This window comes from Streptomyces sp. NPDC003635, from assembly GCF_053587635.1.
Genome location: NZ_JBSFOK010000006.1, coordinates 1 through 14,373 on the forward strand (window position 1 = coordinate 1; position 14,373 = coordinate 14,373).

The following is a 14,373-nucleotide window of genomic DNA, read 5'->3' on the forward strand; positions in this document are numbered from 1 at the left end:
GGCCGGACGAACTCCCACTCTGCATCAGACAGTTCATGGCGACGAATCACCCGACCATGATCCACTAAGCAAGATCAATTGAAGACACGACCTAGGTCGTACGACCAAGGTCCCGGTCGGGGCGGGACTCGCGACAGGGGCAGAGGGCGGGTTCGGACCTTACACTCGCACGCATGACCGGACTCGAGCCGCGCGACACCGACGTCGCGCCCACCGCCGACCCCTCCACCGCCGTGTCCTCCGAGTCCGCCGAGACCGTGCTGAGCCGTTCGTACCGGGCGCTCAGCATCGGGATCGTCTCCGTCGTGCTGCTGATCGCCTTCGAGGCCACGGCCGTGGGTACGGCGATGCCGGTGGCGGCACGGGAACTGGACGGGGTGCCGCTGTACGCCTTCGCCTTCTCGGGGTTCTTCACCACCTCGCTGTTCGGGATGGTGCTCGCGGGGCAGTGGGCGGACCGGCGCGGGCCGCTGGGGCCGGTGACCGCGGGCATCGGCGCCTTCGCCGCCGGGCTGCTGCTGTCGGGGACGGCCACGGCGATGTGGCTGTTCGTGCTCGGGCGGGCCGTGCAGGGGCTCGGGGGCGGGCTGGTGATCGTCGGCCTGTACGTCGTGATCGGGCGGGCCTATCCGGAGCGGTTGCGGCCGGCGATCGTGGCCGCGTTCGCCGCCAGCTGGGTCGTGCCGTCGATCGTCGGGCCGCTCGCGTCCGGGGCGGTGACCGAACACCTCGGCTGGCGCTGGGTGTTCATCGGAGTTCCGGTGCTCATCGTGTTCCCGCTGGCGCTCGCGCTGCCGCAGATCGGCAGGCGGGCCTCGGGCCCGGTGGCCGGGACGCCCGCCTCCTTCGACCGCCGCCGGATCCGGCTGGCCCTGGGGATCTCCCTGGGCGCGGGGCTCCTCCAGTACGCCGCCCAGGACCTGCGCCCGCTGTCGCTGCTGCCCGGGGCGCTGGGCGCCGCGCTGCTGGTGCCGGCCGTCCTCGGCCTGCTCCCGCGCGGCACCTACCGGGCCGCTCGCGGACTCCCCTCCGTGATCCTGCTGCGCGGAGTCGCGTCGGGCTCCTTCATCGCGGCCGAGTCCTTCGTCCCGCTGATGCTGGTGACCCAGCGGGGTCTGTCGCCGACGCTGGCCGGGTTCTCCCTCGCCGCCGGGGGCGGGACCTGGGCGGCGGGCTCCTGGGTGCAGTCCCGGCCGCGCCTGGAGCCGTACCGGGAACGGCTGACGACCTTCGGGATGGTGCTGGTCGCCGCCGCGATCGCCGCCGCGCCGAGCGTGCTGGTCGACTCCGTGCCGGTCTGGACGGTCGCCGTGGCCTGGGCCTTCGGCTGCTTCGGCATGGGGCTGGTGATCTCCTCCGCCAGCGTCCTGCTCCTGAAGCTCTCCACCCCGGAGGAGGCCGGCACCAACTCCGCCTCCCTGCAGATCTCCGACGCCCTCTCCAACGTCGTCCTCCTCTCCGTGGGCGGTGCTGCCTTCGCCACCCTCGGCGGCGGCACCCTGCACCACACGACCGGCTCCGGATCCCACCCGGCCGCCTTCGCCGCGGTGTTCCTGCCGATGGCGGCGGTGGCCCTGGCCGGGGTGTGGGTCACGACGCGACTGCGGGAGCGGTGAGCCGTATCCGGCGGACGCGTACGACCGTGCCGACGGCCTCCACCGCGTCCGCTGCGCTCACAACACGCGTATGACCTGGTCATCGATGAGGCGGCGGGGGCGGAGAGGAGATCCCGGTGCTCGCGCGGCGGCCCCGGGCGCTGTGACGTCGGTCCCACCCGGGGGTGACCCGGCCCGGTGCGCGCGTTGACAGCGGTCGGGCGCCGGTAGGGTGACCCGGTCGTCCTACGCAGCCGCCCCAACCCCACGGAGACCGTGACTACCACCGCCGCCTCCACCTCCCATCACCTCTCCCCAGCCTTCCCCGGCCGTGCCCCTTGGGGCACCGCCAGCAAGCTGCGTGCCTGGCAGCAGGGGGCGATGGAGAAGTACATCCAGGAACAGCCGCGTGACTTCCTCGCGGTCGCGACCCCGGGCGCGGGCAAGACGACCTTCGCCCTGACCCTCGCCTCCTGGCTGCTGCACCATCACGTCGTGCAGCAGGTGACCGTGGTCGCGCCGACCGAGCACCTGAAGAAGCAGTGGGCCGAGGCCGCCGCGCGGATAGGGATCAAGCTCGACCCCGAGTACAGCGCCGGCCCGCTCGGCAAGGACTACCAGGGCGTCGCCGTCACCTACGCGGGTGTCGGCGTGCGGCCCATGCTGCACCGCAACCGCGTCGAGCAGCGCAAGACCCTCGTCATCCTCGACGAGATCCACCACGCCGGTGACTCCAAGTCCTGGGGCGAGGCCTGCCTGGAGGCCTTCGAGCCCGCCACACGCAGGCTCGCGCTCACCGGTACGCCGTTCCGGTCCGACACCAACCCCATCCCCTTCGTGACGTACGAAGAGGACAACGCCGGGATCCGCCGCTCGGCCGCCGACTACACCTACGGCTACGGCTCCGCCCTTTCCGACGGTGTCGTCCGGCCCGTCATCTTCCTCTCCTACAGCGGCAACATGCGCTGGCGGACCAAGGCCGGCGACGAGATCGCCGCCCGGCTCGGCGAGCCGATGACCAAGGACGCCGTGTCGCAGGCCTGGCGCACCGCGCTCGATCCGCGCGGCGAGTGGATGCCGAGCGTGCTGCGCGCCGCCGACCAGCGGCTGACCGAGGTCAGGAAGGCCATCCCGGACGCGGGCGCCCTCGTCATCGCCTCCGACCAGGACTCCGCGCGCGCCTACGCCAAGCTCATCCGCGAGATCACGGGCAGCAAGGCGACCCTCGTCCTGTCCGACGACACCGGCGCGTCCAAGCGGATCGACGACTTCAGCGGGAGCAACGACCGTTGGATGGTCGCCGTGCGGATGGTGTCCGAGGGCGTCGACGTCCCCCGCCTCGCGGTCGGTGTCTACGCAACGACCATCTCCACGCCCCTCTTCTTCGCGCAGGCCGTCGGCCGCTTCGTGCGCTCCCGCCGCCGCGGCGAGACCGCGTCCGTGTTCCTGCCGACCATCCCCGACCTCCTCACCTTCGCCAACGAGATGGAGGTCGAGCGCGACCACGCGCTCGACAAGCCGAAGAAGGAGGGCGAGGAGGACCCGTACGCCGAATCCGAGAAGGAGATGGAGGAGGCGAACAAGGAGCAGGACGAGGACACCGGCGAGCAGGACATGCTGCCCTTCGAGGCGCTGGAGTCCGACGCCGTCTTCGACCGGGTCCTCTACGACGGCGCCGAGTTCGGCATGCAGGCCCACCCCGGCAGCGAGGAGGAGCAGGACTACCTCGGCATCCCCGGACTGCTGGAGCCCGACCAGGTCCAGCTGCTGCTCCAGAAGCGGCAGGCCCGGCAGATCGCGCACAGCCGGAAGAAGCCGGACGCCGAGGCGGACCTGCTGGAGCTGCCCGCCGAGCGGCGGCCCGTCGTCTCGCACAAGGAGATGATGGAGCTGCGCAAGCAGCTGAACACCATGGTCAGTGCCTACGTCCACCAGAGCGGCAAGCCCCATGGGGTGATCCACACCGAGCTGCGCCGCGTGTGCGGGGGGCCGCCGAGCGCGGAGGCCACGGCGGGGCAGCTGCGGCAGCGCATCGCCAAGGTGCAGGAGTGGGCCACGCGCATGCGGTGACGCCGCGCGCTGTGCGTATCCGGACAAACACAGGCGTGCCGTACCGGCCGCTGCCCGGATTCTGGACGGAGCCTTCCGCTCAGCGAACCGGCTTCGCTACTGTCCCGCTACGCACACGCCCCGTGGCAGCGCCGCCGCGGAGCGCAGCCGTGAAGCGACGCGGTCCGGACATGCCGGGCCGCCGGCCGATCGGCGGCCTCTGAAGCGCGTCGCCGACGGGACTCGGTGACGCATCTGCCGCGAGGGGGCCGCCGACCTCACCACTAAGGAGTGGGCGTCGTGACCGCGGAGACCTCCCAGACGCTCGACCGGGGACTGCGAGTCCTCAAACTGCTGGCTGACACGGACCACGGGCTGACCGTCACCGAGCTTTCCAACAAACTGGGCGTGAACCGGACCGTGGTGTACCGGTTGCTCGCCACGCTGGAGCAGCACGCCCTCGTACGCCGTGATCTCGGCGGCCGGGCCCGGGTGGGTCTCGGCGTGCTGCGGCTCGGGCGCCAGGTGCATCCGCTGGTACGGGAGGCGGCACTGCCCGCGCTGCGGTCGCTGGCGGAGGACATCGGGGCGACGGCGCATCTGACCCTGGTGGACGGCGCCGAGGCGCTGGCCGTGGCGGTGGTCGAGCCGACCTGGACGGACTACCACGTGGCGTACCGCGCGGGCTTCCGGCACCCGCTGGAGCGGGGCGCGGCGGGCAAGGCGATCCTGGCGGCCCGCCGCCAGCCGCTGGAGGAGCCCGGCTACACCCTGACCCACGGCGAACTGGAGGCGGGTGCGAGCGGAGCGGCGGCGCCCCTGCTGGGGGTGACCGGAGTGGAGGGCAGCGTGGGCGTGGTCATGCTGGCGGACGCGGTACCGGAACGGGTGGGCCCGCGCGTGATGGACGCGGCGCGGGAAGTGGCGGAGGCGCTGCGCTGACCGCCCCGGGCTCCGCCGGATCGCCGTCACGTTAGATTGACCCCGTGCTCTCTCGTCTCTCTCGCCCCCAGGCCCTCGTCGTCTGTGCGCTGCCTGTCGTCGGTCTGCTGGCGGCCGCCGCCTTCGCGCCGCTGCCGTTCTCGCTCACGCAGCCCGGGATGACGGCGGACGTGCTGGGGGAGAACAAGGGGGAGCCGGTGATCACGATCGAGGGGGCCACCACCCGGGAGACCGAGGGTCAGTTGCGGATGACGACCATCGAGGCCACGGGGCCCGATGTCAGTGTGTCGCTCGGGGACGTTCTCGACTCCTGGTTCCGGACCGACCGCGCCGTCATGCCCCGTGACTCGGTCTACCCCAGCGACAAGAGCACCGACGAGATCGAGAAGTACAACACCGAGCAGATGCGCAAGTCCCAGGACGCCGCCACCGAGGCCGCCCTGAACTATCTCGACCTCGACCCCGACAAGATCAATGTCGACCTGGAGCTCGCCGACGTCGGCGGCCCCAGCGCCGGCCTGCTCTTCTCCCTCGGCATCGTCGACAAGCTGGACGGCGACGGCACCGGCGGCGACCTCACCGGCGGCCGCACCGTCGCCGGCACCGGAACCATCGCCGCCGACGGCAAGGTCGGCCCCGTGGGCGGCGTGGCCCTGAAGACACAGGCCGCGCACCGCGACGGCGCCACCGTGTTCCTCGTCCCCGAGGCCGAGTGCTCCGACGCCAAGGCGGAACTGCCCAAGGGCCTGCGTCTCATCCCGGTCACCACCCTCGAGGGCGCCGTCGACTCCCTGGTCGCCCTGGAGAAGGGCGAGGGCGACGTGCCGAGCTGCTGACGCTCAGCCCTCCCGCACGAACCCCTCCTGCACCAGCCACTCCAGCGCGACCTCGTGCGGGTCCTCGCCCTCCACGTCCACCTTCGCGTTCAGCTCCCGCGCCACCGTGTTGTTCAGCCTCTTCCCGATGGGCTCCAGGATGTCCGCGATCTCGGGGTACTTCTCCAGCGTCTTCGTGTGCACCATCGGAGCGAGGTTGTAGTTGGGGAAGAACTTCCTGTCGTCCTCCATCACCACCAGGTCCATCGACTTGATGCGGCCGTCGGTCGTGAAGACCTCGCCGAACGTGCAGCTGCCCTTGGCCACCTGGGTGTAGATGATCCCGGTGTCCATCTGCGTGACGTTCTCCGCCGGGATGTCCATGCCGTACTCCTTCGCCATGCCCGGCAGCCCGTCGGCCCGGTTGGCGAACTGGTTCTCCACGCACAGCGTCACCGCGTCCGGGTCCTTCCTCGACAGCTCCGCCACGTCCGACAGGGTCCTCGTGCCGTACTTCTCGTAGTCGGCCCGGTTCATCGCCAGGGCGTAGGTGTTGTTCAGGGGCGACGGCTCCAGCCACGTCACCCCGTTCGCGCGGTCCGCGTCCCGCACCGCCTTCCACTGCTCCCGCGGATCGGGCAGCGGCTCCGTGTTGCCGAGGTAGTTGATCCATCCGGTGCCCGTGTACTCGTAGTCCGCGTCCGCCTCGCCGCTCTTGACCGCCTCCCGCGAGCCGATCGAGCCCTGGATCCCGGTGCGGTCCAGGACCTCGGCGCCCGCCGCCTCGAAGGCGATGCCCATGATCGCGCCCAGGATGAGCTGTTCGCTGAACTCCTTGGACGTGACCGTCAGCTCGGCGCCCTTCAGCGGCTCGCCCTTGCCGATCGAGCCGGGCCGGACGTCGTCGACCATGGGGGAGCCGCTGGTCAGCCCGCAGGCGGTCACCAACGCCCCGGTCAGCAGCACGCCCGCGGCCCGTCTCATGTCCCCACCTCCAGCCCGCGCGGCCGCAGCAGCAGTTCGGCCAATGAGGCCAGCCAGTCCACCAGCAGGGCCAGCGCCACCGTGAGGATCGAGCCGAGCATCAGCACCGGCATCCGCTGGTTGGTGATGCCGGTGGTGATCAGCACCCCCAGACCGCCGCCCCCGCCGAAGGTCGCCAGGGTCGCCGTACCGACGTTCAGGACGAGGGCCGTACGCACACCGGCAAGGATCAGGGGGACCGCCAGCGGCATCTCGACGCGGGACAGGACGCCGAACGGTGACATGCCGATGCCGCGCGCCGCCTCCAGCAACGTCGGATCGTTCGCCTTCAGACCGGTGATCGTGTTCGACAGCACCGGCAGGACGGCGTAGGCGGTGATGCCGATCAGGGCCGCCTTCGTCCCCGTACCGAGCCAGATCACCAGCAGCGCGAGCAGACCGATCGCCGGGGTCGCCTGGCCCATGTTGGCGATGGTCATCGCCACCGGGGTGGCCTTGCGGAACGCCTTGCGGGTCAGCAGGACGCCCAGCGGGATCGCGATGATCAGCACGAAGAACGTGGAGATCAGCGTCAGCTCCACGTGCTGCCACAGCGCCTTCGAGACCTGTCCGTTCGACAGCGCGTTCTCGGAGATCGCGTCCAGGTCGGCCTGCTGGAACCACAGCCAGGTCGCCAGCAGCATCACCACCAGCAGGGTCGGCAGGACGGTCAGCTTCTGCCAGGTCACCCGGCGTCCGGTCGCCTGCGAGGGCGGGGCCGGAGGCGGGGGCGCCTCCTGCTCGGCCTCGCCCTCGTCGCGGAAGGCGAGCCCCTTGACCTCGTGCTCGCCCTCGGGGCGTTCCTGGTCGGGAGAGGTCGTCACGCCTTCTTCTCCCCTCCGTCGCCCTCCTGCTCGGCGTGGGTCTGGGTGGCCCGGGCGGACTCCAGCTCGTGCTGGTGCTCGATCGCCTCGAGCCGGTCCGCCTCCAGGAGCTCGTGCACGGAGTTCATCAGCGTCTCCATGTCCACGACCCCGTCGTACGCACCGCGCCGCCCGGTGACCGCGACCCGGCCCGCGTTGTCGGTGAGGACCGCCTCCAGGGCGTCCCGGAGCGTGGCGTCCCGGGTGACCGTGTCGTGCACCAGGGTGCCCGCCCGCGCCAGGGAGCCCTTGGCGCGCATCAGGTCGCCGCGGCGCAGCCACTTGTAGGGGCGCCGGCGCTTGTCGAGCAGCAGGATCTCGTTGGTGCCGCTGGAGCGGAGCTTGTTGAAGATCTCCTGGAGCGGGTCGTCGACGGTGACCGTCGGATACTCCCGGATCTCCACGTCCCGTACGCGGGTGAGGTTCAGCCGCTTCAGCGCCGCCCCGGCGCCGACGAACCCGGAGACGAAGTCGTCGGCCGGATTGGTGAGGATGGCCTCCGGGGTGTCGAACTGAGCGATGTGGGAGTGTTCGCGCAGTACGGCGATCCGGTCGCCCAGTTTGATCGCCTCGTCGAAGTCGTGCGTGACGAACACGATCGTCTTGTGCAGCTCGTGCTGCAGCCTGATCAGCTCGTCCTGCAGATGGTCGCGGGTGATCGGGTCGACCGCGCCGAACGGCTCGTCCATCAGCAGCACCGGCGGATCGGCGGCCAGCGCCCGGGCCACCCCGACCCGCTGCTGCTGGCCGCCGGAGAGCTGACGCGGATAGCGGCCGTGGAACTCCCCGGGGTCGAGCCCGACCAGGTCCAGCAGCTCCTCCACCCGGTTCTTGATCCGCCCCTTCGGCCAGCCGACCATCTTCGGTACCAGCGCGATGTTCTGCGCGACCGTCATGTGCGGGAAGAGACCGGCCGACTGGATCGCGTACCCGACCTTGCGGCGGAGCTTCACCGGGTCGATCCGGGTGACGTCCTCGCCGTTGATCCGGATCCGGCCACCGGTCGGTTCGATCAACCGGTTGATCATCTTGAGCGTCGTGGACTTCCCGCAGCCGGACGGCCCGACGAAGATGACGATCTCGCCCGCCTGGATCTCCATGTTGACGTTGTCGACCGCCGGGCTGGGGTTGCCCGGGTACCGCTTGGTCAGGTTCTCCAGCTCGATCGAGGCACCGGACGTACCGGTGGCGCTGGACTCAGGCACGGATCCCCCTGGGAATGGTCAGCCGTCCGATCAGGACGTACGCGGCGTCGAACAGCAGGGCCAGGACGATGATCCCGAGCGTGCCCGCGAGCACCTGGTTGAGCGCGTTCTTGCTGCCGAGGGAGGCGATCCCGCGGAAGATCTCGTTGCCGAGGCCGGGCCCGGAGGCGTAGGCCGCGATCGCCGCGATGCCCATCAGCATCTGGGTGGCGATCCGGATCCCGGTCAGGATCGGCGGCCAGGCGAGCGGCAGCTCGATCCGCGCCAGCCGGGTCAGCCGGGACATCCCGATGCCCTTGGCCGCGTCCACCAGGGCCGGATCGACCCCGCGCAGTCCGACGATCGCGTTCCGCACGATCGGCAGCAGCCCGTACAGCGTCAGGGCGATCACCGTGGGCGGAACGCCCAGACCCACGAGCGGGATGAGCAGACCGATCATGGCGAGCGAGGGAATGGTCAGAAAGGTCGCTGTGGTCGTCGTGGCGATGTTCCCGGCCAGCTCGCTGCGGTAGGTCAGGACACCGATCAACACGCCCAGCACGGTCGCGACGACCATGCACTGGAACACGGCGCTCGCATGCTGGTACGCGTCCGCGAGCAACTGCTGGTGGCGGGTGCCCAGGTACTCCCAGAAGTTCACATCGCTCACCCCAGCGGTCGAATCAGCTCCTCTCCCGGCCCTCCGCCTGCTCCCCGAGTGCCGCCTGCTGGACCAACGGGATGATCCGCAGCGGAACGGGGTTCTCCATCTCGATCGCGGTGGCGGCCCGGACGATCCCATCAAAACCGACAACCCGGTCGATGACCCGTTGCAGATCGGCGTTCGAGCGGGCCACGAGCCGGCACAGCATGTCCCCGCTGCCGGTGGTCGTGTGCAGCTCCAGCACCTCCGGCACCGTGGCCAAGTGCGCCCGCACGTCGGGCCCTTGGCCCTGCCGGATCTGGAGCGTGGCGAAGGCGGTGACCGGATAGCCGAGCGCCGCCGGGTCCACCTGCGGACCGAATCCCCGGATGACTCCGTTCGACTGAAGCCGGTCGAGCCGCGCCTGCACGGTCCCGCGCGCCACCCCGAGCCGCCGGGACATCTCCAGCACCCCGATCCGCGGCTCCCGCGCGAGCAGCACGATGATGCGGCCGTCCAGCTGATCGATCCCCATGAGGCCCTCCCGACACTGGTCATCCTGTACAGAAAGCCCGCCGCCACCGGCGTATCACTGCGCACATTGCCCAGCAATTCTGCAAACTATTGCGCACCTTGCGAGGCGGGGTCACGCTGCCGCTATGACGCAGACCACAGACCACACTCCCGACACCGCCCGGCAGGCCGACCCCTTCCCGGTCAAGGGAATGGACGCGGTCGTCTTCGCCGTGGGCAACGCCAAGCAGGCCGCGCACTACTACTCCACCGCCTTCGGCATGCAGCTGGTCGCCTACTCCGGACCGGAGAACGGCAGCCGCGAGACCGCCTCGTACGTCCTGGAGAACGGCTCCGCCCGCTTCGTGTTCACCTCGGTGATCAAGCCCGCCACCGACTGGGGCCGCTTCCTCAAGGAGCATGTGGCCGAGCACGGCGACGGCGTCATCGACCTGTCCATCGAGGTCCCGGACGCGCGTGCCGCGTACGCCTACGCCCTCGAGCACGGCGCCCGCTCGGTCGCCGAGCCGTACGAGCTCAAGGATGAGCACGGCACCGTCGTCCTCGCCGCGATCGCCACCTACGGCGAGACCCGCCACACCCTCGTCGAGCGCACCGGCTACGACGGCCCCTACCTGCCCGGTTTCGTGGCCGCGAAGCCGATCGTGGAGCCGCCCGCCCAGCGCACCTTCCAGGCCATCGACCACTGCGTCGGCAACGTGGAACTCGGCCGGATGAACGAATGGGTCGGCTTCTACAACAAGGTCATGGGCTTCACGAACATGAAGGAGTTCGTGGGCGACGACATCGCGACCGAGTACAGCGCGCTGATGTCGAAGGTGGTGGCCGACGGCACGCTCAAGGTCAAGTTCCCGATCAACGAGCCCGCCATCGCCAAGAAGAAGTCCCAGATCGACGAGTACCTGGAGTTCTACGGCGGCGCCGGCGTCCAGCACATCGCGCTGAACACGGGCGACATCGTCGCGACGGTACGCACCATGCGGGCGGCCGGGGTGCAGTTCCTCGACACCCCGGACTCGTACTACGACACCCTCGGCGAGTGGGTCGGCGACACCCGCGTGCCCGTGGAGACCCTGCGCGAGCTGAAGATCCTCGCCGACCGCGACGAGGACGGCTACCTCCTGCAGATCTTCACCAAGCCGGTCCAGGACCGTCCGACGGTGTTCTTCGAGATCATCGAACGCCACGGCTCGATGGGCTTCGGCAAGGGCAACTTCAAGGCCCTGTTCGAGGCCATCGAGCGCGAGCAGGCCAAGAGGGGCAACCTCTAGGACTCCTGGGACTCCTGGGACTCCTGGGACTCCTCGCTCTCCTCGCTCTCCCCGGATTCCTCAGGCGCCTCCAGCGAAGGCTCGCCCAGCTCGTCCAGAGCCCGGCGGGCCTTCGTCACGTGCAGCGTCGAGAAGTACGGATTGATCCGCAGCGCCTCCTCCAGATGCCGCCGAGCGGGACCGGCCAGCTCCAGGTCCCGCTCGATCATCCCGCGGTGGTACGCGTACAGCGCGCTGCGTACCCCGCCCCCCTTGGTCCTGTCCGTGGCCACCTTGGCGAACCGCAGCGCCTGTTCGTCGTCTCCGACCCGGTGCAGCGCCCACCCCAGCGCGTCCGCCACCGCGATCCCGGGCTGCCGCCGCCATTCGGCCCGCAACCGTCGTACGGCCGACACCGGGTCCCCGTGGTCCGCCTCGAACTGGCCCAGCACCAGCTCCTCGTCGGCCCCGCCCGCCGCCGCGCTCCGCACCCGCTCGCGCAACAGGTCGTACTGGACCCGGGCCGCCTGCCCGAGCCCCAGCGACTCGTACAACTCGCCCAGTTCCAGGGCGTACTGCGGGCACGGCTGCTTGTTGAGGGCCACCTGGTAGGCGCTCAGCGCCTCCGTGGTGCGGCCCAGGGCCGCGAGCGCCCGGCCCTGCCCGGCCTGCGCGGCCCGCTGGTCGGGGTCGAGCCGAACCGCCGCCTGGAAGTGGCGCAGGGCCGTCTCGCGGTCGCCGCGCTCGAAGGCGAGCTGCCCGCCACGCTCCAGGTACGCGGCCCGCTCGGCCGGCGCCTCGGCGGCCGCCGCGGCGTCGGAGAGGGAGGCCGCCGCGTCCTCGCGCCAGCCGTGGTCGCGGTAGACGGCCCCGGCACGCGCCATCACCGCCGGACCCGAGCGCAGCTCCAGCAGCCGGTCCAGCTTCCTCTTGGCCGCCTTGTAGTCACCGAGGCCGGTATAGGCGTCGATCAGCAGGGGGTACGTCGTCCAGCGATTGGGTTCCAGTTTCAGCGCGGCCTCGCCCCACTTCCGCGCGGCCGGGAAGTCCCGCCGGGCGCCCGCCAGCGCGGCGAACCCGCTCAGCGCCTCCACGTTGTCCTTCGCCCGCACCTTGAGCGAGGTCCGCAGCATCCGCTCGGCCTTCGGGTAGTACCCCGCGTCAGCGGTCCGCCGCCCCTGCTCCACGTAGGCGGCCCCGAGCACCGCCCAGGACTCGGCGTCCTTCGGATGCTCGCGCAGGTGGCTCTCGCGCTCACCGATCAGCGCCGCCAGGTCGGGCAGCGCGGCCGGCACGCCCGTGGTGACCGCCGCCAGCGCCTGCGCGCCCGGTGCCGGAGCGGCGGGACGGCCCGAGGACCCGCCCCACGGCAGCAACGCCACCATCCCGCCGAGCAGGGCACACCCGACGCCGGCCCCGACCAGCACCCGCCTGCCGACGCGCGAGCGCTCCTGATGTTGGTTCTCCATGGCGCTCACTGTGCGGCAGTACGACGACCACATTCCCGTACCGAAAGCCCCCCGCTGGCGGGGTTCACACCGATGGCCCCCGGTGCGAGGCTGTGATCATGAGCCACGACCTCGTCAACCGTCTGCTCACCGGTCTGCCCGCCGAGGCGGTCCTGACCGATCCCGACATCACGGCCTCCTACGCCAACGACATGGCCAGCTTCTGCCCGTCCGGCGCCCCGGCGGTGGTCGTCCTGCCCCGGACGGTCGAGCAGGTCCAGCACGTCATGCGCACCGCCACGGAGCTGCGGGTACCGGTCGTCCCGCAGGGCGCCCGCACCGGCCTGTCCGGAGGGGCCAACGCCTCCGACGGCTGCGTCGTGCTGTCCCTGACCAAGATGGACCGGATCCTGGAGATCAACCCGGTCGACCGCATCGCCGTCGTCGAACCGGGCGTCGTCAACGCGGCCCTGTCCCGCGCGGTCGGCGAACACGGCCTGTACTACCCGCCGGACCCCTCCAGCTGGGAACAGTGCACGATCGGCGGCAACATCGGCACCGCCTCGGGCGGCCTGTGCTGTGTGAAGTACGGGGTGACGGCCGAGTACGTCCTCGGCCTCGACGTCGTGCTGGCCGACGGACGGCTCATGACCACCGGCCGCCGTACCGCGAAGGGCGTCGCGGGCTACGACCTGACCCGCCTGTTCGTCGGCTCCGAGGGCTCGCTCGGCATCGTCGTGGGCGCGGTCCTGGCGCTCAAGCCGCAGCCGCCGCAGCAGTTGGTGCTGGCCGCCGAGTTCGCCTCCGCTGCCGCCGCCTGCGACGCCGTGTGCCGGATCATGGCCGGCGGCCACGTCCCGTCCCTCCTCGAACTGATGGACCGTACGACCGTCAAGGCGGTCAACGACCTGGCCCACATGGGACTTCCGGAGTCGACGGAGGCGCTGCTGCTGGCCGCCTTCGACACCCCCGACCCGGCCGCCGACCTCGCCGCCGTCGGGGCCCTGTGCGAGGCGGCCGGCGCCACCCAGGTCGTGCCAGCCGAGGACGTCGCCGAGTCCGAACTGCTGCTCCAGGCAAGGCGGTTGTCCCTCACCGCGCTGGAGGCGGTGCGGGGCGTGACGATGATCGACGACGTGTGCGTGCCGCGCTCCCGGCTCGGCGACATGCTCGAAGGGGTCGAGCGGATCGCCGAGAAGTACCAGCTGACCATCGGTGTCGTCGCCCACGCCGGCGACGGCAACACCCACCCCACGGTCTGCTTCGACGCTCGGGACGCCGACGAGTCCCGGCGCGCCCGCGAGTCCTTCGACGAGATCATGGCCCTCGGCCTGGAGCTCGGCGGCACGATCACCGGCGAGCACGGCGTGGGCGTGCTGAAGAAGGAGTGGCTGGCGCGCGAGATCGGCCCGGTGGGCGTGGAGTTGCAGCGAGGAATCAAGCAGGTCTTCGATCCCCTCGGCATCCTCAACCCGGGCAAGCTGTTCTGAGGCCGCTTCGGGTGTACGGCTCACTCACCGTCCCTGGACTCGTCGCTCGGCCAGGGGTCGCGCAGCCAGAGGTCGTCAGCCGGGGTCGGGGCGAGCAGCTCGGCGAGGCCGTCGTCGATGCCGAGCTGCTCGGCCTCGGAGCCCGGGGGGACCACCCGGAGCGTTCGCTCCAGCCAGGCCGACACCTGCGCGGCCGGGGCCTCCAGCAGGGCGTCCCCGTCGGGCGAACTCAGCGCCATCAGCACGACGCTGCGGCCCTCGACCTTCGTCGGCCACACCCGTACGTCACCGTGACCGCACGGGCGGAACACCCCCTCGACGAGGAGTTCGCGGGCGAAGGTCCAGTGGACGGGGTGGTCGGAGCCGACGTGGAAGGTGACGTGGACGGCGTAGGGGTCGGCGCTGGTGTAGCTCAGCCGGGCCGGGACGGGGATGCTGCGCTCGGGCGACAGGACGAGCTTGAGCTCCAGTTCCCGCTCTACGACGGTGGGGTGCATGGCGTTCGGTGTCCTCTCCGGTGGCTTCTCGTACGGGGCC

Annotated in this window: 13 protein-coding genes; 6 read left to right on the top strand and 7 right to left on the bottom strand. The window is 70.9% G+C overall.

The window, feature by feature from the left end; translation table 11 throughout:
* Positions 1–173: 173 nt before the first annotated feature.
* From ACWDRW_RS07690 to ACWDRW_RS07705, 4 genes are all read left to right on the top strand, one after another.
* On the top strand, positions 174–1,616 hold the full coding sequence (locus ACWDRW_RS07690; protein WP_451721390.1) for an MFS transporter: 1,443 nt from the start codon (positions 174–176) through the stop codon (positions 1,614–1,616).
* Positions 1,617–1,871: 255 nt separating this feature from the next.
* Positions 1,872–3,665, top strand: coding sequence for a DEAD/DEAH box helicase (locus ACWDRW_RS07695; RefSeq protein WP_451721391.1), 1,794 nt, complete (start codon positions 1,872–1,874; stop codon positions 3,663–3,665).
* Between the two features lie 279 nt (positions 3,666–3,944).
* Positions 3,945–4,586 (top strand): IclR family transcriptional regulator, encoded by a 642-nt coding sequence (locus ACWDRW_RS07700; RefSeq protein WP_015660070.1) that lies wholly within the window; start codon positions 3,945–3,947, stop codon positions 4,584–4,586.
* A gap of 44 nt (positions 4,587–4,630) precedes the next feature.
* The gene (locus ACWDRW_RS07705) at positions 4,631–5,422 is read left to right on the top strand and encodes a S16 family serine protease (protein ID WP_451721392.1); all 792 of its coding nucleotides are present in this window, start codon (positions 4,631–4,633) and stop codon (positions 5,420–5,422) included.
* A gap of 3 nt (positions 5,423–5,425) precedes the next feature.
* Here the strand turns inward: ACWDRW_RS07705 and ACWDRW_RS07710 are convergent, their stop codons facing one another.
* From ACWDRW_RS07710 to ACWDRW_RS07730, 5 genes are read right to left on the bottom strand one after another with little or no spacing between them, the layout of a single operon-like run.
* Positions 5,426–6,385 carry a glycine betaine ABC transporter substrate-binding protein gene (locus ACWDRW_RS07710; RefSeq protein WP_451721393.1) on the bottom strand — a complete coding sequence of 320 codons (960 nt, stop codon included), beginning with the start codon at positions 6,383–6,385 and terminating at the stop codon, positions 5,426–5,428.
* Positions 6,382–7,248, bottom strand: a complete 867-nt coding sequence (locus tag ACWDRW_RS07715; RefSeq protein ID WP_451721394.1) for an ABC transporter permease — start codon at positions 7,246–7,248, stop codon at positions 6,382–6,384. Before ACWDRW_RS07715 ends, ACWDRW_RS07710 begins: the two co-directional genes overlap by 4 nt.
* A complete protein-coding gene (locus ACWDRW_RS07720) occupies positions 7,245–8,492 on the bottom strand; it encodes a betaine/proline/choline family ABC transporter ATP-binding protein (RefSeq protein ID WP_451721395.1) in 1,248 nt (415 codons plus the stop codon). Before ACWDRW_RS07720 ends, ACWDRW_RS07715 begins: the two co-directional genes overlap by 4 nt.
* Positions 8,485–9,132, bottom strand: coding sequence for an ABC transporter permease (locus tag ACWDRW_RS07725; RefSeq protein WP_451721601.1), 648 nt, complete (start codon positions 9,130–9,132; stop codon positions 8,485–8,487). The genes ACWDRW_RS07720 and ACWDRW_RS07725 overlap by 8 nt, the downstream gene beginning before the upstream one ends.
* A 22-nt stretch (positions 9,133–9,154) precedes the next feature.
* Positions 9,155–9,649, bottom strand: a complete 495-nt coding sequence (locus ACWDRW_RS07730; protein ID WP_451721396.1) for an Lrp/AsnC family transcriptional regulator — start codon at positions 9,647–9,649, stop codon at positions 9,155–9,157.
* Positions 9,650–9,773: 124 nt separating this feature from the next.
* On the opposite strand from ACWDRW_RS07730, the gene hppD reads away from it, so the two are divergent.
* On the top strand, positions 9,774–10,919 hold the full coding sequence (hppD, locus tag ACWDRW_RS07735) for a 4-hydroxyphenylpyruvate dioxygenase (RefSeq protein ID WP_451721397.1): 1,146 nt from the start codon (positions 9,774–9,776) through the stop codon (positions 10,917–10,919).
* On the opposite strand, the gene ACWDRW_RS07740 is transcribed toward hppD, so the two are convergent.
* On the bottom strand, positions 10,916–12,367 hold the full coding sequence (locus ACWDRW_RS07740) for a tetratricopeptide repeat protein (protein ID WP_451721398.1): 1,452 nt from the start codon (positions 12,365–12,367) through the stop codon (positions 10,916–10,918). The genes hppD and ACWDRW_RS07740 overlap by 4 nt on opposite strands.
* A 98-nt stretch (positions 12,368–12,465) precedes the next feature.
* Here ACWDRW_RS07740 and ACWDRW_RS07745 point away from each other — a divergent pair, with 98 nt between their 5' ends.
* Entirely contained in the window at positions 12,466–13,836 is a 1,371-nt protein-coding gene (locus ACWDRW_RS07745) for an FAD-binding oxidoreductase (protein WP_451721399.1), read from the top strand.
* A 20-nt stretch (positions 13,837–13,856) separates the two neighbouring features.
* On the opposite strand, the gene ACWDRW_RS07750 is transcribed toward ACWDRW_RS07745, so the two are convergent.
* Positions 13,857–14,333 (bottom strand): SsgA family sporulation/cell division regulator, encoded by a 477-nt coding sequence (locus tag ACWDRW_RS07750; protein WP_451721400.1) that lies wholly within the window; start codon positions 14,331–14,333, stop codon positions 13,857–13,859.
* Positions 14,334–14,373: the final 40 nt, after the last annotated feature.

Bases quoted from the DNA above. Each gene is read 5' to 3' on its own strand.
- ACWDRW_RS07745 (WP_451721399.1), top strand. From the start codon at position 12,466: ATGAGCCACGACCTCGTCAACCGTCTGCTCACCGGTCTGCCCGCCGAG.
- hppD (WP_451721397.1), top strand. From the start codon at position 9,774: ATGACGCAGACCACAGACCACACTCCCGACACCGCCCGGCAGGCCGAC.
- ACWDRW_RS07710 (WP_451721393.1), bottom strand. From the start codon at position 6,385: ATGAGACGGGCCGCGGGCGTGCTGCTGACCGGGGCGTTGGTGACCGCC.
- ACWDRW_RS07740 (WP_451721398.1), bottom strand. From the start codon at position 12,367: ATGGAGAACCAACATCAGGAGCGCTCGCGCGTCGGCAGGCGGGTGCTG.
- ACWDRW_RS07750 (WP_451721400.1), bottom strand. From the start codon at position 14,333: ATGCACCCCACCGTCGTAGAGCGGGAACTGGAGCTCAAGCTCGTCCTG.
- ACWDRW_RS07730 (WP_451721396.1), bottom strand. From the start codon at position 9,649: ATGGGGATCGATCAGCTGGACGGCCGCATCATCGTGCTGCTCGCGCGG.
- ACWDRW_RS07690 (WP_451721390.1), top strand. From the start codon at position 174: ATGACCGGACTCGAGCCGCGCGACACCGACGTCGCGCCCACCGCCGAC.